The organism is Streptomyces sp. NPDC090741 (assembly GCF_044769045.1).
Lineage (GTDB): Bacteria > Actinomycetota > Actinomycetes > Streptomycetales > Streptomycetaceae > Streptomyces.
In genome coordinates this window covers 26,680-43,367 of record NZ_JBIVXF010000020.1, presented here as the reverse complement: position 1 = coordinate 43,367, position 16,688 = coordinate 26,680, and the positions used below count along the sequence as shown (strand labels likewise).

Genomic DNA, 16,688 nt, shown 5'->3' with positions numbered 1-16,688 from the left:
TGCAGCCCGGCCCCCGCCCGGGCGAGGCAGCACGGGGAGCGCACAGGGAGTGCGCCGGGTCACCCCCGGCCGCTCCCCGCCGGCCGCCGCCGCAGGCCGTGCCCTTCGGATCAGGCCGGGCCGGACGGCCAGATCGGGGAAGTGGCGACCCGGGACCACTCCGGATCGCGGCGGCCCGGCAGGGTGCGTCCGTCGGCGGCCCAGCGGGCCAGCAGCGCATCGTAGATCGGCGGGTCCGGCTGCCGTTGCTGAACCGATTCTTCATGGCGCGGAACCGATTCTTCGTAGCCGGGCGGCGCCGGACGCCGCCGCCGTCCCGTTCTTGCCTCAGGGGCTTCGAGCGTGGTCATGCCCGGCCAACGCGCCACCCGGCGCGCGGGTAACCGCCCCCGCCCTCCGGGTATCCGTTCGAGATGTTCCCGTCCCCGTCCCCGTCCCGCCCCCACCCCCCGCCCCGCGTTCCGAGGTGCCCCGGCCCCCTTCCGAGTGGCCAGACGTGCCGGGCTGTCAGGGAGTGACAGAACTCTGGCCCCGAACCCCGTATCTGACGTACCGTCATATCCGCCTGAGCCCGCTGCCCCAGGAGGCTTGCCATGCCCGCGGACCGACCCGTACCGCTCGACGAATACCCCGTCCACCAGGCCCCGTTGTCGATGAAGCACCTCGTCACCGGCGACCGGAACGCCTACGACCGCTGCATCTTCCACGTCTTCGACCACGCCGGCCGCGCCGTCCTCATCCTCGGCCTCGGCGTCTACCCCAACGCCGGGGTCATCGACGCCTACGCCACCCTCCGCACCGGCGGCGAACTCCTCGCCGTACGCGCCTCCGACGCCCTCTCCGACGACCGCATGAACCTCTCCGTCGGCCCGCTGCGGATCACCGTCGACGAACCCCTGAAGCGGATCACCCTCCGGTGCGAGGCCGACCCCGCCGACCCCGACGGGCTCTCGTACGACATCACCTGGACCGCCGAGTTCCCCGCCGTCTGGGAGCCCCACCACGTCCAGCGGCGCGGCGACCGCCTCATGCTCGAAGGCCGCCGCTTCGTCCAGGCCGGCCAGGTAACCGGCACCATCCGGGCCAAGGGCGAGGAGTACGCCCTCACGCCCGGCGAGTGGACCGGCACCCGCGACCGCAGCTGGGGCGTGCGCCCCATCCCCGGCGAGGACGGCGGACGCGCCGCCGAGGAGCACCGGCCCGAGGGCTTCCACTGGCTCTGGATCCCCGTCCGCTTCGAGGACCGCTTCCTCATGGTCATCGCCCAGGAGGACGCCGACGGCCACCGCACCCTCAACGAGGCCGTCCAGGTCTTCCCCGAGGACAGCGGCCGCCACGACGTGCAACTCGGCTGGCCCCAGACCGAGATCCGCTACCGCCCCGGCACCCGCCACCCCGAGAGCGCCGTCGTCCACCTCGCCGACCCGGCCCGCAAACCCCTCGAACTCGGCGTCGAGATCCTGAACTCCTCCCCGCTCGCCGTGGGCGCCGGCTACCCGCCCGCCGCCGACTGGCAGCACGGCACCTGGCAGGGCCGCGGCTGGACCGACCGCCGCGTCTACGACCTCTCCGACCCCACCGCCCACCCCATGGCCGCCTTCGGCGTCACCGACCACTCCGCCCGCTTCACCCTCGACGGGCGCACCGGCTTCGGCATCTTCGAGCACGGCAGCTTCGGCCGCCACGACCCGAGCGGCTTCGCCGACTACTCCTCCGTCGCCCAGTAGGGAAGGGGCTCACATGGCCACCGCACCACGTCCGCGCACCTCCACCCGCGAGCCCGGGGAACTCGGCCGGCGCCTCGCAGCCTGGCTGGACGGCAGGCTCCCCGGCGCGGAGGTCACCAACGTCGCGGTACCCGCGTCCAACGGCATGTCCAGCGAGACCCTGCTCTTCGACATAGAGCACCCCGGCACCCCGGTCCGCGCCTGTGCCCTGCGGCTCGCCGCCGACCCGGCCGCCTACACGGTGTTCCCCACGTACGACATGCCCCGCCAGCACCGCGTGATGAGCCTGGTCGCCGCCCACACCGACCTGCCCGTCCCGCGCGTGCTGTGGCTGGAACAGGACCCGGCGCCGCTCGGCGCGCCCTTCTTCGTCATGGCCCGCGCCGAGGGCCGGGTCCCGCCCGACGTCATGCCCTACACGTACGAGGGAAACTGGCTGCACGCCGCCGACGACCGCGAACGCGCCGCACTCCAGGAGGCGAGCATCTCGCTGCTGGCCAGGCTGCACGACCAGTTCCCCGCCAAGGAGGCCGAGTTCCTCCTCCCCGAGGGCGCCGGCAGCCCGCTGCGCCGACACGTCGACGCCCAACGCGCCTACTACGCCTGGGTGGTCGACGCACTCGCGCCGTCCCCGCTGCTGGAGCGGGCCTTCGAACGCCTGGAGGAGCTGTGGCCCGCGGACGAGGGCCCCGCGGTCCTCAACTGGGGCGACGCCCGCATCGGCAACGTCGTCTACCGGGCCGACGGGTTCGAGCCCGTGGCCGTCCTGGACTGGGAGATGGCCGCGTACGCCCCGCGCGAGGTCGACCTCGGCTGGACCGTGTACCTCCACCGCTTCTTCCAGGACCTGACCGTCGGCTTCGGCCAGAGGGGCCTGCCGGACTTCCTGCGCCGCGAGGACATCGAGCGCCGGTACGCCGAACTCACCGGGCACAATCCGCGGGACATGGAGTTCCACACCCTGTACGCGGCCCTGCGGCACGGGATCGTCATGCTGCGCATCGCCTACCGGCAGGCGCACTTCGGCGAGGTCGAGATCCCCGCGGATCCGGACGGCCTGATCCTGCACCACGCCAGCCTCCGGGCCATGGTGCAGGGCACGTACTGGTAGCTCCGGCCGGGTCCGGCTCGAACGGCTCGAACGGCTCGAACGGCTCGATCCGGCGCACGCGGCCCGGAAGGCCGTCAGGCGGCCTGCGCGTGCTGCCGCATCTGCGGCAGCGGCGTCGGCGCCGGCACCCGCACGGGACGCGAACCGGGACCGCCGACGTGCGAGAACGGCTGCGTCCGCCAGTCCAGACCCTGCGGCAGGTCCAGCAGCACGACCTCCAGCTCCTGGGGCTCGCCCTGGCCCATGCCCACCGTCGGCAGCGCGTCGGAGGCCGGGCGCCCCGTGCCCGCGCACACCGTGAGCCCGAACGGGTTCCACGGGCTCGGGCAGAGCGCATGCTCCGGCAGGTACTCCTCGTCCGCGACGAGGGCGATCGACTGGCCGCAGTCCGGGCAGATCGCGTGGTGGATCTCGAAGCCGTCGAACCCGTCGGCGTCTTCGAGGTACTCACCGTCCTCGGCGTCGACGAATTCCAGGGGCTCCGGTTCGGTGCGACCGGCGCGCTTGGTGTTCAGCATGGATGTACTCCCCCTTGGGTGGGCCGGGCGGGCAGGATCTACGGCCTCGGCCACAGCAAGCACTTCCCGCCGCGCGGCACGAGTAACCACAACATCCCGGCGTACGCCTGCATACCCTTGTGGCCTTGGTCACATGCCCGCCGCAGGTGCCACTTGTGGCCGGACAGCACTGTGCCTGGAGCGCCCTTGGGCCTTAGGTTGAGCGGCTATGAGCGCAATGGAGGAGCTGGACCGCCAGATCGTTGATCTGCTCGTGCGGGACGGGCGGATGAGCTACACGGATCTGGGCAAGGCCACGGGACTGTCCACGTCGGCGGTCCACCAGCGAGTACGCCGTCTGGAACAGCGCGGAGTGATCCGCGGATACGCGGCCGTCGTCGACCCCGAAGCCGTGGGCCTGCCCCTGACGGCCTTCATCTCGGTGAAGCCCTTCGACCCGAGCGCCCCGGACGACATCGCCGACCGGCTGGCCGGAGTACCGGAGATCGAGGCCTGCCACAGCGTCGCCGGCGACGAGAACTACATCCTCAAGGTCCGGGTCGCGACCCCGCTGGAGCTGGAGGACCTCCTGGGCCGCCTGCGCGCCCTGGCCCATGTCTCGACCCGCACCACGGTGGTCCTCTCCACCCCGTACGAGGCCCGCCCGCCCCGGGTGTGACGCCTTTTCCGCCGCGCCCCCGGGGGCGCGGTCGAGGCGGGGCCGCGGACCCGCGAAACTAAGGTCATGACCGACCGCACCGCCAGTTCCGCCGACGCCGCCGGAGCCCCCGCATCCGAACGGACCGTCCTCCTCCGCGGGGGCGAGGTACACAGCCCCGCCGACCCCTTCGCCACCGCGATGGTCGTCGAGCGGGGACACATCGCCTGGGTGGGCTCCGAAGGCGCCGCCGACGCCTTCGCGCAAGGCGTCGACGAGGTCGTCGACCTCGGCGGGGCGCTCGTCACACCCGCCTTCACCGACGCGCACGTCCACACCACCTCCGCCGGCCTCGCCCTCACCGGACTGGACCTCACCGGCGCCGCCTCCCTCGCCGACGCCCTGCGCCTCGTCCGCGCGTACGCCGAGCGCCGCCCCGCCGACCGGGTGCTCCTCGGCCACGGCTGGGACGCCTCCCGGTGGCCCGAGCGCCGCGCGCCCCACCGCGCGGAGCTCGACGAGGCCGCCGGCGGACGCCCGCTCTACCTCAGCCGCATCGACGTGCACTCCGCCGTCGTCACCACCGCCCTGCTGGATCTCGTACCGGCCGTCTCCGGCCGCGGTGACGAGCCGCTGACCCGCGACGACCACCACGCCGTCCGCCGGGCCGCGCTCGCCGCCGTCACCCCCGCCCAGCGCGCCGAGGCCCAGCGGGCCGCCCTCGACCGGGCCGCCTCCCTCGGCATCGGCTCCGTCCACGAGTGCGGCGGCCCCGACATCTCCTCCGCCGAGGACTTCGCGGACCTCCTCAACCTCGCCCGCGAACGGCCCGGACCCCGCGTCTTCGGCTACTGGGCGGACCGGGACCTCGAACAGGCCAAGGCGCTCGGCGCCATCGGCGCCGCGGGCGACCTCTTCGTGGACGGCGCCCTCGGCTCCCACACCGCCTGCCTGCACGCCCCGTACGCCGACGCGGGCCACACCGGCACCGGCTACCTCGACGCCGCCGAAGTCGCCGAGCACGTCGCCGCGTGCACCGAGGCGGGGCTCCAGGCCGGCTTCCACGCCATCGGCGACGCCGCCCTCACCGCGGTCGTCGAGGGTATGCGCGCCGCCGCAGAGAAGGTCGGCCTCGCCCGTGTCCGCGCCGCGCGGCACCGCGTCGAGCACGCCGAGATGATGACCCCCGAGACCATCGCCGCCTTCGCGGACCTCGGCCTCACCGCCTCCGTACAGCCCGCCTTCGACGCGGCCTGGGGCGGTGAGGACGGCATGTACGCCGACCGGCTGGGCGCGGAGCGCGCCCGTACGCTCAACCCCTTCGCCGCCCTGCTCAAGGCCGGTGTGCCGCTCGCCTTCGGCTCCGACGCGCCCGTGACCCCGTTCGACCCCTGGGGCACCGTCCGGGCGGCCGCCTTCCACCGGACCCCCGAGCACCGGATCTCCGTACGGGCCGCCTTCACCGCCCACACCCGGGGCGGCTGGCGGGCCCTCGGCCGCGACGGAGCCGGTGTGCTCGTGCCCGGCGCCCCCGCCGACTACGCGCTGTGGGAGACCGCCGAACTGGTGGTCCAAGCCCCCGACGACCGGGTCGCGCGCTGGTCCACGGACCCCCGTTCGGGGACCCCCGGGCTGCCCGACCTCACCCCCGGCGGCGCTCTGCCGGTGTGCCTCGCCACCGTCGTCGGCGGGCGGGAGGTATTCGTACGGCCACAGGGGTGATCCGGTCGGCCTCGGTTCGGTACGGGCGCTCGGACCCGGATAGGTTCGGCCGGGTCCACCACCGGACGTCCGTACCGGGCGGATCCGTCTGCTCAGCGCGCCCGCGCCTCGGGGGCGAGGGAAGGTTTCGCCGGGAAGGGGGTCCCCCCTGCTCCCCAAGAGCTCGGGGGAAGGTGGCCCCGGTCGGGGCCCGCGGTCCAGTAGACAACGGTCACGGCGACCCGCAGCCAGCGGGAGCCGGACCGGCCCGAAGGACCGCGGGCCCCGACCACTGTTCTAAAGTCATCCTCTGTGACAGGACGGACAAGAACACGAAGGCGGACTCAGTGAGCGACGGCGGACAGCGAGGGCACGGACCGCTCGGCACGGCCTTGGTGATCATTCCGACCTTCAACGAGGCGGAGAACATCGGGCCGATCGTCGGCCGTGTGCGCGCAGCGGTGCCCGAGGCGCACATCCTGGTCGCGGACGACAACAGCCCCGACGGCACCGGCAAGCTCGCCGACGAGCTGGCGGCCGCCGACGACCACGTGCACGTCCTGCACCGCAAGGGCAAGGAAGGCCTCGGCGCCGCCTACCTGGCGGGCTTCGCCTGGGGCCTGGAGCGCGACTACGGCGTGCTCGTCGAGATGGACGCCGACGGCTCCCACCAGCCGGAGGAGCTGCCCAGGCTGCTCACCGCGCTGGCCGGGGCCGACCTGGTCCTGGGTTCGCGCTGGGTGCCGGGCGGCCGGGTGGTCAACTGGCCCAAGAGCCGCGAGATCCTCTCGCGCGGCGGCTCGGTGTACTCCCGGCTGATGCTGGACGTCCCGATCCGCGACGTGACGGGCGGCTACCGCGCGTTCCGCCGCGAGACCCTGGAGGGGCTGGGCCTGGAGGAGGTGGCCTCCGCGGGCTACTGCTTCCAGGTCGACCTGGCCCGCCGCGCCGTCCACCAGGGATTCCGTGTCGTCGAAGTGCCCATCACCTTCGTCGAGCGTGAGTTCGGCGACAGCAAGATGAGCAAGGACATCGTGGTGGAGGCCCTGTGGCGGGTCACCCAGTGGGGGCTCAAGGGCCACGCGGCGAAGCTGACCGGCCAGGACAAGCCCAAAGGCCTGACCAAGGGCCCGACCAAGGGCCCGGACGCCCCTTAGGGGATGTCCGGTACCTCCGGCTGAGGCCGCTTTTACGCCGGCCCAGGCACACTGGGTGGCATGACGACCGGCGTTCCCCTCTCGACGGCCCCCCGGCGGCGCTCGCGTGCCCGCACCTTCCTTCCGCTTGCGGTCGCCGCCTGGCTGATCCTGGAGATCTGGCTGCTGAGCCTGGTCGCCGGCGCGGCCGGCGGGCTGACCGTCGCCGCGCTGCTCGCGGGCGGGATCGTTCTCGGTGTCGTGGTCATCAAGCGGGCCGGGCGGCGGGCCTTCAAGAACCTGGCTAACACCTTCCAGCAGGCCCAGCAGGGGCAGCAGCCCCCGCCCCAGGCGACGAAACAGCAGCCGGGCAGGGGCAGCGGCAACGGCCTCACGATGCTGGCCGGCCTGCTCCTGATCCTGCCGGGCCTGCTGTCCGACGTGGCCGGCCTGCTGCTCCTGGTCCCGCCCGTCCGGGCCTGGATCGGCCGTCGCGTGGCCGGCTCCCTGGAGCGCCAGATGGCCGCGGCCCCGGCGGGCAGCTTCGGTGACGCCTTCCAGCAGGCCCGCATCCACTACCCCGACGGCAAGGTCGTCCAGGGCGAGGTCATCCGCGAGGACGGGCAGCAGCAGCCGCAGCGGCCGGGGCCCGACGCCGGGTACCGGCCGCCGCTGGCGCCCTGAGCGAGCGGGGACGCAACGAAGCCGAGGGCCCCCGCCACAGTTCGTGGCGGGGGCCCTCGGCTTCGTTCTGCTACACGTCCGGCTGTCAGGCGGACTTGCGGCTGTCCCGCGGATGCACGGCAATGTTCATGGCGCCGGAACGCAGGACCGCCAGCCTCTCGGCCAGCACTTCCTCCAGTTCCTCGCGGGTGCGCCGCTCCATGAGCATGTCCCAGTGCGTTCGCGCAGGCTTGCCCTTCTTCTCTTCGGGCCCGTCCCCGTCAACCAGGAGTGCCATGGCGCCGCACGCCTTGCACTCCCACTCCGGCGGAATCTCTGCCTCAACCGAGAACGGCATCTCAAATCGATGTCCGTTCTGGCATGCGTACTCCACCGCCTGGCGCGGGGCCAGATCGATGCCGCGGTCCGTCTCGTAGCTGGTAACCACGAGCCGCGTACCGCGGAGAGCTCGCTCACTCATGAATCGTGCCTCCCGGGCTTGTCGCCCACAGGACAGGTGTCGCTGTCGTCGTCATCCGGTCAACGTCCGGTCGGCGGTATAGATTCCCGCTCCGGGTGATGCGTCGCCCGTCGTGCCGCCCCTTGTTGTACCCACCAGTGCCCGTTTTGTCACATCTGGCAGCAGATGTCACCCAACGTCTTCAGTTCTTTAGCGCGCAGTAACGGTCCGGCTGGCAGGGCAAAGGCGTACACTACCGGCCCTTCGCTTCAACGTCGAAATCCGTTCGGAATTCGTATGAAGATCCGGGTCGTGTCCACTCAGATCCGCTCGGGAACAGGATTCCCCGCCGCCTCCACCGCGCGCCGCACCGGCACTCGCGCCAGCAGCACGAAACCCAGTGCGAAGAAGACCACCAACGAGATGATCGCGTCCCGGTAGCTGCCGGTGACCTGGTACGTCAGGCCGAACACCAGCGGCCCGATCCAGCTCACCCCGCGGTCGCTCATCTCGTACGCCGAGAAGTATTCGGCCTCCTTGCCCGCCGGCACCAGGTGCGAGAAGAGCGAGCGCGACAGTGCCTGGCTGCCGCCCAGCACCAGTCCGATCATCGACGCCAGTGCGAAGAACCACACCGGCGCACCCGCCGGCAGGAAGTAACCGGCGGCCAGGGTCACGGTCCAGGCCACCAGTGACCCGAGGATGGTCCTCTTCGCGCCGTACGACACGGCCAGCCGGCCCATCGCCATCGCGCCGGCCACCGCGAGGATCTGCACCAGCAGCACGGCCGTGATCAGCGTCGAGTCCTCCAGCCTCAGCTCCTGCTTGCCGTAGACGGACGCCTGCGAGATCACGGTCTGGATCCCGTCGTTGTAGACCAGGTACGCCAGCAGGAACGACAGCGTCAGCGGGTGCCGCCGCATGTCCTTCAGCGTGGCGACGAGCTGCTTCCACCCCGACCCGGCGGCCGCGTGGCCGGCGGGCCGGACCACCGCCCGGTCTCGCAGCCGGCGCAGCGGGATGATCGCGAACGCGCCCCACCACAGGCCCGCCGAGGCCAGGCAGATGCGTACCGCCGCGTCCTTGGAGATCCCGAAGGACTCGTGCGACTGGAACAGGACCAGGTTCAGGATGAGGACGAACGCACCCGCCGTGTAGCCGAACGCCCAGCCGCGCGAGGAGACGGTGTCCCGCTCCGCCGGCTCCGCGATCTGCGGCAGGTAGGAGTTGTAGAGCACCATCGACACCGACATCGCGGCGTTCGCCACGATCAGCAGGACACCGCCCAGCAGGTAGCGGTCGCCGCCCAGCAGGAACATCGCGGTGGTCGCCGCCGCGCCGGTGTACGCCGCTGCCGCGAGCAGCGGCTTCTTGCGGCCCGTACGGTCCGCGGCCGCGCCCACCAGCGGCATGGCCAGCACTGCGACGATCACCGACATCGAGACGGCGTACGCGAAGAACGAGCCCGACCGGACCGGGATCCCCAGGGGGTGGACGTATCCCTGCGCGTCCTGGGCGGCCTCGGCCATCGTCGTGAGGTACGGGCCTATGAACACCGTCAGCACGGTCGACGAGTAGACCGAGCAGGCGAAGTCGTAGAAGTACCAGCCGTGCTGCTCGCGCTTGCGGGCCGCCGCAGTGGCGACGGCGGCTCTGCCGTCCTCCGCGCCCGGTTCCGCTTCCTCTGTGGCCTGCGCACTCATGAGTGCCCCCTCGCTGGTCCCCGTACCGCTGCGGCCGCCCCACCGGGCACGGTGGCCGTACGGGCGCTCAGGCCCAGGCCCCGCGCCGGTCCAGCACCGTGCGCAAGATGTCGATCTGGTCGGTCATGATGCCATCGACTCCCAGGTCGAGCAGCGCCTCCATGCGTTCCGGTTCGTTCACGGTCCACACGTGCACCTGGAGTCCCCGCTCGTGCGCGGTGCGTACGAACCGTCGGTCGACCACGCGGATGCCCGCCTGGACCTCCGGAACCTGTGCCGCCACCGCCCCGACCCGCAGCGCCGCCGGGATCGCGTACGAGCGCAGCCGCAGGCCGATCACCCCGCGCACCCCGTACGAGGTCGCCAGCCGAGGGCCGGCGATCTTCTGGGCGCGGGCCACCCGGCTCTCCGAGAACGAGCCCACGCACACCCGGTCCCAGACGCCCGCCCGTGCGATCAGGTTGACCAGCGGGTGCAGGGCCGACTCGGACTTGATGTCGACGTTCCAGCGGGCCTCGGGGAACTCTTCGAGGAGCTCCTCGAACAGCGGCAGCGGCTCGGTGCCCGCCACCCGCGCCTGGCGGACCTTGCTCCAGGTCAGCTCCGCGATCCGGCCCTGCCCGTCGGTGACCCGGTCGAGGGTGGAGTCGTGGAAGGCGACGAGCTTCCCGTCGGCGGTGGCGTGCACATCGGTCTCGAAGTACCGGTATCCCGCGTCGGCGGCCCGCCGGAAGGCGGCGGCGGTGTTCTCCAGCCCGTCCGCGGCACCTCCCCGGTGCGCGAAGGGGATCGGAGCCGGGTGGTCCAGATACGGATGGCGAAGGCGTACGTGCGTCACCCGTCGCAGTATGCACCGTGTGCCCCGTCGGGAGTGAGCGGCCGGATGGCCGCACGGTGGCCACAGGGTGAACGCCGCGGCGCCCTGGTCCCGGTGGACCCAGGCATGACAGGCTGTGGGGGCGGAAGCAATCCAATACCGGCCGCGCCCGGGGCCCGGGTGGGGCCAATTCAACGAAGGTGGACCGGACAGCATGGCAGAGTGGACTTCGGCGGTGGGTGCCGCACAGCTCGCCCGTCTCATCACCTCCCAGCAGGCGCGCCCCGGTGTCCCCGGCGCGCGCAAGCTCCCCGCGTACCGGACCCTGGCCGACGGCATCCGGCTGCTCGTCCTCGAAGGCCGCGTCCCGGTCGCCGCCCGGCTGCCCGCCGAGCGCGAGCTGGCCGTCTCCCTCTCCCTCTCCCGCACCACCGTCGCCGCCGCCTACGAGGCCCTGCGCGGGGAGGGCTTCCTGGAGTCCCGCCGCGGCGCCGGCAGCTGGACCTCCGTACCGGCCGGGAACCCGCTGCCCGCCCGCGGCCTGGAGCCGCTGCCGCCCGAATCCCTCGGCTCGATGATCGACCTCGGCTGCGCCGCGCTCCCGGCCCCCGAGCCCTGGCTCACCAAGGCCGTACAGGGCGCGCTGGAGGAGCTCCCGCCGTACGCGCACACCCACGGGGACTACCCCGCCGGGCTGCCCGCGCTGCGGCGGATGCTCGCCGACCGCTACACCGAGCGCGGCATCCCCACCATGCCCGAGCAGATCATGGTCACCACGGGGGCGATGGGAGCCATCGACGCCATCTGCAGCCTCTTCGCCGGGCGCGGGGAGCGGATCGCCGTCGAATCCCCCTCCTACGCCAACATCCTCCAGCTCATGCGCGCTGCCGGGGTGCGGCTCGTACCCGTCGCGATGGCCGACGGGCTGGCCGGCTGGGACATGACGGTGTGGCGGCAGGTGCTGCGCGACGCCGCGCCGCGCCTCGCGTACGTCGTCGCCGACTTCCACAATCCGACCGGGGCGCTGGCCTCGGACGAGCAGCGGCGCGCCATGGTGGAGGCGGCCCGCTCGGCCGGCACCGTACTCGTCGTCGACGAGACCATGGCCGAGCTCCAGCTCGACCCGGCGCTGGAGATGCCGCGTCCGGTCTGCTCCTTCGACCCGGCCGGCTCCTCCGTGATCACCGTCGGCTCGGCCAGCAAGGCCTTCTGGGCCGGCATGCGGATCGGCTGGGTCCGCGCGGCGCCCGATGTGATCCGCAGCCTCGTCGCGGCCCGCGCGTACGCCGACCTCGGAACGCCCGTGCTGGAGCAGCTCGCGGTGAACTGGCTGATGCGGACCGGCGGCTGGGCGCAGGCCGTGCAGATCCGCCGCGACCAGGCCCGGGACAACCGGGACGCGCTGGTCGCCGCGGTGCGCCGGGAGCTGCCGGACTGGGAGTTCGAGGTGCCGCGGGGCGGGCTGACCCTGTGGGCCCGCGCGGGCGGGCTGTCCGGCTCCCGGCTGGCCGAGGTGGGGGAGCGGGTCGGCGTACGGGTCCCCTCGGGGCCGCGGTTCGGCGTCGACGGGGCCTTCGAGGGCTACGTCCGGCTGCCGTTCACCGTCGGCGGGCCGGTGGCCGAGGAGGCCGCGGTCCGCCTCGCGGCGGCCGCCCGCCTGGTCGGCACGGGCGCGGCGGGCAGCAGCGCGGAACCCCCGCGCACGTTCGTCGCGTAAGAGGGGCGGTCGGGTAGGAGGGGCGGTCGGGTAGGAGGGTCGGTCGGAACGAGGGTCGGTCGCCCAAGAGGGTCAGGGGCCCACCGGCCAGGGGCCGCGGGCCGGCGGGGCCTCGGCCGGGACCTCCCCGGCCTCCGCCGCGTCGATCGACGGGCCCTGCGCCCGGGCCGGCGGCTGGACGATGTGCAGCGGCTTCGCCAGTGTCACCCGACCCGGCCCGCCCGGGCCCGGCAGCTGGCGCCCCGGCAGCAGCTCCAGCACCGCCTGGCGGTGTCCCGGGTGCGTGGCGTCGTCGTACGGGTCCGGCGTGGCGGGCACCTGCAACCGGTGCACGGGACCCGAGCCGAGCCGCGCGTACCCGCGCCCCGGCGGCACCTGCGCCGTCGGCGTGGTGTGCGGCGGCAGCCCCAGTACGTCGGTGATCTGCTGGGTCGCGGCCGGGCCGAGCACGATCCGGGCCCGGGTGTGCTGCCAGACGGCGTCGTTCAGCAGCTCCAGGTGGTCGAACTGCTCGGCCACCACGACCGTGACGTGTGCGGCGCGCCCGTGCCGCAGCGGTACCTGGAGCCGGGAGAGCGGGTCGGGGCTCCCCTCGGCGGTCGCGAGGTGCGCGAGCACGCTGGGCCGGTCCAGCAGGATCCACAGCGGCCGCCGGGTGTCCTCGGGCGCAGGCCGGCCGGCCTCGCGGGCCCGGTGCGTGGCGATGAGCCGCCGCTCGGTCTCGCGCGCGGCCCATTCCAGCGTGGCCAGCGCCCCGGCCGGACCGCATTCCACGGCCAGGACGCCCGTACGGCCGGACAGGCAGGAGAATTCCCCGCTGCCGCCGCCCTCCACGATCAGCACGTCGCCCCCGTGGTGGAGGGCCTGGAGGGCGATCGAGCGCAGCAGGGAGGAGGTGCCGCTGCCCGGCCGGCCGACGGCCAGCAGGTGCGGCTCGGTGGAGCGGGGGCCGGTGCGCCAGATCACCGGCGGCACGTCGCGCGGCTCGTCGTCCTCCAGGACCGGAAGGGTGCGCTGCACGGCGGTGGCGTCGGTGAAGCCGAGGACGGTCTCGCCGGGCGAGGTGACGAACGGCTGCGCGGCGATGCCCGTCGGCAGCGGCGCGAGCACGGTCAGGTCGACCTGATTGCCCTCCTCGTCCCAGTCGAAGAGGTACTCCCGGCCGCGCCCGGACTTGGCGTGCAGCAGGGTCTCGATCCGGGCCCGCGAGGCGGCCTCGCCGTCGGTGAAGTAGGCGGGGTAGCGGATCCGGAGCCGGGTGACGCGGCCCGCCCCGTCGAAGGCGTAGCCGCTGAAGGCCTTGTCCCACTCCCCGCCGTGGGCGAAGAGCGGGTTCGGGTCCTCGGGAATGGAGAAGTACGGCACGAGCGCCTCGTAGAGGGAGCCGAGCCGTTCGGTCTCGGCCTCGCTGGGACCGGTCTTCACCGGGGTCCGGCCGCGCCCCTGCCAGGCCGCGGCCGCCATCAGGGTGATCAGGCCGAGCGGCGGGCCGTACGGGACGAGCGCGACCACGAGGACGCAGGCGGCGCCCAGGAACAGCGCGGGACCACGCTTGTCCTTGGGGGTCTGGGCCCACTTGCGCCGCCCGGCCGCGGCCAGGGCGCGCAGGCCGCGCCCGATGACGAGGAGCGGATGGAGGACGTCCGTGACGCAGTCGGCGGCCGTGCGAGCAAGGTCGCGGCCCCGTGCCAGCGACGTGGTGCCGTTGCTGAGGATGCGGGGGAGTGGGCGCCGGGCCACGGTCGTCTCCTGGAGTCGGGTGCGGTGCGGGACGGTGCGGTGGGGGGCCATGGGGTGTCCGGCGGATCATGGCCTGGCCCGGCCCTGATCCGCCGGACACCCCCTAGAGCTTGATCCCGCCGAGGAGGCTCGCGAGGCTCGCCGTGCTCGCCGTGATGCTCGGGGCGATGGCGGAACCGGCGAGGAAGAAGCCGAACAGCGCGCAGACGAACGCGTGCGACAGCTTCATCCCGTCCTTCTTGAAGAAGAGGAAGGCGATGATGCCGAGCAGGACGACGCCTGAGATGGACAGGATCATGAGAGGTTCTCCTGGTGGGAGGGGACGGTCACCATCAGCTGTTCCAGGCTCACAGGAAGTATCAATGCGATAAAAGGTGCATACGGGTGAATCCCGTCTTTTTTCACTTGCCCGGCGCAGTCCGGCTGGCGCGTCCGCCGCGAGGGGGATCCTTGCCTCGGCCGGGGCCCCGTATGTGCAGGTCCGGGCGCTACTCTGGCGATTCACCCGTACGGTCGCAGTGCCGTACGGCCCCCTGCCCGTCCGGCGCGGGGAATCTCACGTCAACAGCGAGTGGAAGGCGGTACGACAGATGAGCGAGCACGAGCCCACCCAGGGCGGCTCCCAGGGCGCTCCCGACGAGGACGTCATCGAGCTGGCCACCAAGATCTTCGACCTCGCCCGGCAGGGCGAGACCGAGACGCTCACCGCGTACCTGGACGCCGGAGTCCCGGCCAACCTCACCAATGACCGCGGCGACACCCTCGTCATGCTGGCCGCCTACCACGGCCACGCCGCCGCCGTCACGGCCCTGCTCGCCCGCGGCGCCGAGGCCGACCGCGCCAACGACCGCGGCCAGACCCCGCTCGCCGGCGCCGTCTTCAAGGGTGAGGAGACCGTCATCCGCGCGCTGCTCGCCGGAGGCGCCGACCCGACGGCCGGAACTCCCTCCGCCGTGGACACCGCCCGCATGTTCGCCAAGGCCGACCTGCTGGAACTCTTCGGAGCCGAGTAGTCCGTTTTTGCCCGTGACCTGGCAGGGTCTGACCGGTCCGCCACCTCACGGAATGGTCACGGCGGCCGTAAATGTGGTCGCGGCGCACAAACCGGCTGGGTCATCATGGCGACGGATTCGATTCGCGAACGCGGCGGACGGGCAGGAGCGGGCAGGACACGAAGGGTGTCCGGGCCCATCCCCTGCGCAAACCCGGCCGACGTGGTCGCGGAGCACCGACGAGAGTGAGAAGGCAATGGTCTACATCGAGCGGAACATGACGGCGGACGTCCTCACATGCTGTTACGCGGCCCTGTGAATCCCGATTCCCGGTTGCGTCCCCAGCTTGATTTGAGGCCATTCCCATGTTCGAACCAGTCATAGCGCCAAGCGGCACGCTGCTCGGGCTCCTCCAGCGGGGCCGCGGCGACGGTACGCTGCACGCCCTCGCGGCGCCCCGGGCGGAGGCCCTCGCGGCCCTCAACCAGTGCGTGGTCAGCGACCCGCGCCAGGACTGGCAGGTCGAGAACCGCTCGCTGTACTACGCGCGCCTGTACCTGGATCTCGACGGCCCCCTCGGCGCGATCGAGAGCCACCTCTTCAGCGCCGACGACCTCGTCGACGACGCGGACCACCGGACGGGCCTCGCCCTGTCCGTCCTGGGCCACCTGGCCTCGTACGGCCGCGACGACGCGCTCATGCTGCTGCGCCGCTACGCCGCCTCGGGCGCCAACTGGGCCTGGGCCCTCGACGAGCTCGCCCTGCGCGACGACGACGAGGGGCTGCGCGGCCTCGCCGCGCCCGTGCTCGCCAGATTCCCGGCCGACGCCGAGGGCGAGGCGCGGCTGGCCGCCGCCGTCCGCGACGCCTACGAGCCCCGGCCCTGGTGTCTGTGGGAAGAGTCACCCGAGTACGGCGACCGCCTGCGCGCGGCCCGGCAGCAGGGCTCCTTCGACCGCTGGCAGCGCCAGCTCACCCCGAACGGGCCCCGGCCCGGCTGGGGCGTCCAGGCCGTCTTCGACTGGGCCGCCGACGGCTTGCGCCGCGGCACCCCGCTGCACGTACCCGCCGCCCGCTGCCTCGCCGCCGTCGCGGCGCCCGAGGACCGCTCCGCGATCCTCGCGGCCGCCGCCGGCGCGGGCGGCGAGGCCGCCCGGGCCACCGCCCTGCACCACCTGGTCCTGGCCGAGCCGGAGAACCCGGCCGTACTGGACCTCATCGAAGCCGCCGGGGACGAGCCCGCCGTGGCCGCCTACGAGCGCATGTGCGGCCCCGCCGCCGTCGACCGGGCCCGGCAGTGGATCCACCGCCCCGACGCACTGGGCGCGGCCGCGGCCGCGCTGCTGGCGGCCCGGGGCGGAGTGGAGGACACCGGACTCGTACTGGGCGCCCTGCGCTCGACGGTCCGCGGCTCCGGACCGGACGCCGAGCGACTGTTCGCCCTGGTCGACGGGGCAGGCCGGCTGTCCATCGGCTGCGCGGCACCGGTGCTGCGCCACATCTACCGCGAGACGGCCTCGTCCCACCTGCGCGGGCGCGCGGCGCGCGCCCTGGCCAGCACGGACCCGTCCTTCGCGGCCGGCTTCGCCGTGGAATGCCTCTGGGACTGCGAGGAGACCACCCGCGAGGTGGCGGCCCGCCACGCGGAGACGGCGGACGCCCGGGTCGCGCCCCGCCTGCGCCGCCTGGCGGCCGACCCCGCCGAGGAAGAGGACGTCCAGTCGGCGGTGCGCAGCCGGATCACTCCGGAGTCGGCCGTGTAGCCC

Annotated in this window: 16 protein-coding genes; 9 read left to right on the top strand and 7 right to left on the bottom strand. The window is 73.2% G+C overall.

Going from position 1 to position 16,688, the window contains the following annotated elements; all coding sequences use genetic code 11:
- Window positions 1-110 precede the first annotated feature (110 nt).
- Window positions 111-350: a hypothetical protein gene (locus tag ACIQU4_RS36870; RefSeq protein WP_403740527.1), complete on the bottom strand. Its 240-nt coding sequence runs from the start codon at window positions 348-350 to the stop codon at window positions 111-113.
- Between the two features lie 243 nt (window positions 351-593).
- On the opposite strand from ACIQU4_RS36870, the gene ACIQU4_RS36865 reads away from it, so the two are divergent.
- Together ACIQU4_RS36865 and ACIQU4_RS36860 are read left to right on the top strand one after the other, a co-directional pair.
- Window positions 594-1,727, top strand: a complete 1,134-nt coding sequence (locus tag ACIQU4_RS36865) for a hypothetical protein (protein ID WP_403740524.1) — start codon at window positions 594-596, stop codon at window positions 1,725-1,727.
- A 13-nt stretch (window positions 1,728-1,740) separates the two neighbouring features.
- The gene (locus ACIQU4_RS36860) at window positions 1,741-2,838 is read left to right on the top strand and encodes a phosphotransferase family protein (RefSeq protein ID WP_403740522.1); all 1,098 of its coding nucleotides are present in this window, start codon (window positions 1,741-1,743) and stop codon (window positions 2,836-2,838) included.
- Window positions 2,839-2,912: 74 nt separating this feature from the next.
- On the opposite strand, the gene ACIQU4_RS36855 is transcribed toward ACIQU4_RS36860, so the two are convergent.
- A complete protein-coding gene (locus tag ACIQU4_RS36855; RefSeq protein WP_403740519.1) occupies window positions 2,913-3,356 on the bottom strand; it encodes a hypothetical protein in 444 nt (147 codons plus the stop codon).
- Between the two features lie 217 nt (window positions 3,357-3,573).
- On the opposite strand from ACIQU4_RS36855, the gene ACIQU4_RS36850 reads away from it, so the two are divergent.
- From ACIQU4_RS36850 to fxsA, 4 genes are all read left to right on the top strand, one after another.
- The gene (locus ACIQU4_RS36850; protein ID WP_030011705.1) at window positions 3,574-4,014 is read left to right on the top strand and encodes an Lrp/AsnC family transcriptional regulator; all 441 of its coding nucleotides are present in this window, start codon (window positions 3,574-3,576) and stop codon (window positions 4,012-4,014) included.
- A gap of 66 nt (window positions 4,015-4,080) precedes the next feature.
- Window positions 4,081-5,715: an amidohydrolase gene (locus tag ACIQU4_RS36845; protein ID WP_403740516.1), complete on the top strand. Its 1,635-nt coding sequence runs from the start codon at window positions 4,081-4,083 to the stop codon at window positions 5,713-5,715.
- A gap of 326 nt (window positions 5,716-6,041) precedes the next feature.
- A complete protein-coding gene (locus tag ACIQU4_RS36840; protein WP_403740514.1) occupies window positions 6,042-6,851 on the top strand; it encodes a polyprenol monophosphomannose synthase in 810 nt (269 codons plus the stop codon).
- A 60-nt stretch (window positions 6,852-6,911) separates the two neighbouring features.
- Window positions 6,912-7,514, top strand: a complete 603-nt coding sequence (gene fxsA, locus ACIQU4_RS36835; RefSeq protein WP_403740511.1) for an FxsA family membrane protein — start codon at window positions 6,912-6,914, stop codon at window positions 7,512-7,514.
- An 85-nt stretch (window positions 7,515-7,599) separates the two neighbouring features.
- On the opposite strand, the gene ACIQU4_RS36830 is transcribed toward fxsA, so the two are convergent.
- The 3 genes from ACIQU4_RS36830 to ACIQU4_RS36820 all read right to left on the bottom strand — a co-directional run bounded on the left by ACIQU4_RS36830 (window position 7,600) and on the right by ACIQU4_RS36820 (window position 10,494).
- Entirely contained in the window at window positions 7,600-7,974 is a 375-nt protein-coding gene (locus ACIQU4_RS36830) for an RNA polymerase-binding protein RbpA (protein WP_007262928.1), read from the bottom strand.
- A 299-nt stretch (window positions 7,975-8,273) separates the two neighbouring features.
- Window positions 8,274-9,656 carry an MFS transporter gene (locus ACIQU4_RS36825; RefSeq protein WP_403740508.1) on the bottom strand — a complete coding sequence of 461 codons (1,383 nt, stop codon included), beginning with the start codon at window positions 9,654-9,656 and terminating at the stop codon, window positions 8,274-8,276.
- Window positions 9,657-9,723: 67 nt separating this feature from the next.
- Window positions 9,724-10,494: a glycerophosphodiester phosphodiesterase family protein gene (locus tag ACIQU4_RS36820; protein WP_403740506.1), complete on the bottom strand. Its 771-nt coding sequence runs from the start codon at window positions 10,492-10,494 to the stop codon at window positions 9,724-9,726.
- A 193-nt stretch (window positions 10,495-10,687) separates the two neighbouring features.
- On the opposite strand from ACIQU4_RS36820, the gene ACIQU4_RS36815 reads away from it, so the two are divergent.
- Complete coding sequence (locus tag ACIQU4_RS36815; protein WP_403740503.1) at window positions 10,688-12,190, top strand: PLP-dependent aminotransferase family protein; 1,503 nt, start codon at window positions 10,688-10,690, stop codon at window positions 12,188-12,190.
- 72 nt (window positions 12,191-12,262) lie between these two features.
- Here ACIQU4_RS36815 and ACIQU4_RS36810 read toward each other — a convergent pair whose 3' ends face one another.
- Both ACIQU4_RS36810 and ACIQU4_RS36805 read right to left on the bottom strand, forming a co-directional pair.
- Window positions 12,263-13,930: a hypothetical protein gene (locus ACIQU4_RS36810; protein ID WP_403740834.1), complete on the bottom strand. Its 1,668-nt coding sequence runs from the start codon at window positions 13,928-13,930 to the stop codon at window positions 12,263-12,265.
- A 103-nt stretch (window positions 13,931-14,033) separates the two neighbouring features.
- Window positions 14,034-14,228, bottom strand: a complete 195-nt coding sequence (locus ACIQU4_RS36805) for a hypothetical protein (protein ID WP_030162614.1) — start codon at window positions 14,226-14,228, stop codon at window positions 14,034-14,036.
- Window positions 14,229-14,520: 292 nt separating this feature from the next.
- On the opposite strand from ACIQU4_RS36805, the gene ACIQU4_RS36800 reads away from it, so the two are divergent.
- Together ACIQU4_RS36800 and ACIQU4_RS36795 are read left to right on the top strand one after the other, a co-directional pair.
- Complete coding sequence (locus ACIQU4_RS36800; RefSeq protein WP_403740500.1) at window positions 14,521-14,943, top strand: ankyrin repeat domain-containing protein; 423 nt, start codon at window positions 14,521-14,523, stop codon at window positions 14,941-14,943.
- A 344-nt stretch (window positions 14,944-15,287) separates the two neighbouring features.
- Complete coding sequence (locus ACIQU4_RS36795; RefSeq protein WP_403740497.1) at window positions 15,288-16,685, top strand: HEAT repeat domain-containing protein; 1,398 nt, start codon at window positions 15,288-15,290, stop codon at window positions 16,683-16,685.
- Window positions 16,686-16,688: the final 3 nt, after the last annotated feature.

Excerpts from the sequence above, each read along its gene's own strand:
- ACIQU4_RS36870 (WP_403740527.1), bottom strand. The coding sequence starts at position 350 with ATGACCACGCTCGAAGCCCCTGAGGCAAGAACGGGACGGCGGCGGCGT.
- ACIQU4_RS36815 (WP_403740503.1), top strand. The coding sequence starts at position 10,688 with ATGGCAGAGTGGACTTCGGCGGTGGGTGCCGCACAGCTCGCCCGTCTC.
- ACIQU4_RS36865 (WP_403740524.1), top strand. The coding sequence starts at position 594 with ATGCCCGCGGACCGACCCGTACCGCTCGACGAATACCCCGTCCACCAG.
- ACIQU4_RS36825 (WP_403740508.1), bottom strand. The coding sequence starts at position 9,656 with ATGAGTGCGCAGGCCACAGAGGAAGCGGAACCGGGCGCGGAGGACGGC.
- fxsA (WP_403740511.1), top strand. The coding sequence starts at position 6,912 with ATGACGACCGGCGTTCCCCTCTCGACGGCCCCCCGGCGGCGCTCGCGT.
- ACIQU4_RS36850 (WP_030011705.1), top strand. The coding sequence starts at position 3,574 with ATGGAGGAGCTGGACCGCCAGATCGTTGATCTGCTCGTGCGGGACGGG.
- ACIQU4_RS36860 (WP_403740522.1), top strand. The coding sequence starts at position 1,741 with ATGGCCACCGCACCACGTCCGCGCACCTCCACCCGCGAGCCCGGGGAA.
- ACIQU4_RS36830 (WP_007262928.1), bottom strand. The coding sequence starts at position 7,974 with ATGAGTGAGCGAGCTCTCCGCGGTACGCGGCTCGTGGTTACCAGCTAC.
- ACIQU4_RS36805 (WP_030162614.1), bottom strand. The coding sequence starts at position 14,228 with ATGATCCTGTCCATCTCAGGCGTCGTCCTGCTCGGCATCATCGCCTTC.
- ACIQU4_RS36800 (WP_403740500.1), top strand. The coding sequence starts at position 14,521 with ATGAGCGAGCACGAGCCCACCCAGGGCGGCTCCCAGGGCGCTCCCGAC.
- ACIQU4_RS36795 (WP_403740497.1), top strand. The coding sequence starts at position 15,288 with ATGTTCGAACCAGTCATAGCGCCAAGCGGCACGCTGCTCGGGCTCCTC.
- ACIQU4_RS36855 (WP_403740519.1), bottom strand. The coding sequence starts at position 3,356 with ATGCTGAACACCAAGCGCGCCGGTCGCACCGAACCGGAGCCCCTGGAA.
- ACIQU4_RS36845 (WP_403740516.1), top strand. The coding sequence starts at position 4,081 with ATGACCGACCGCACCGCCAGTTCCGCCGACGCCGCCGGAGCCCCCGCA.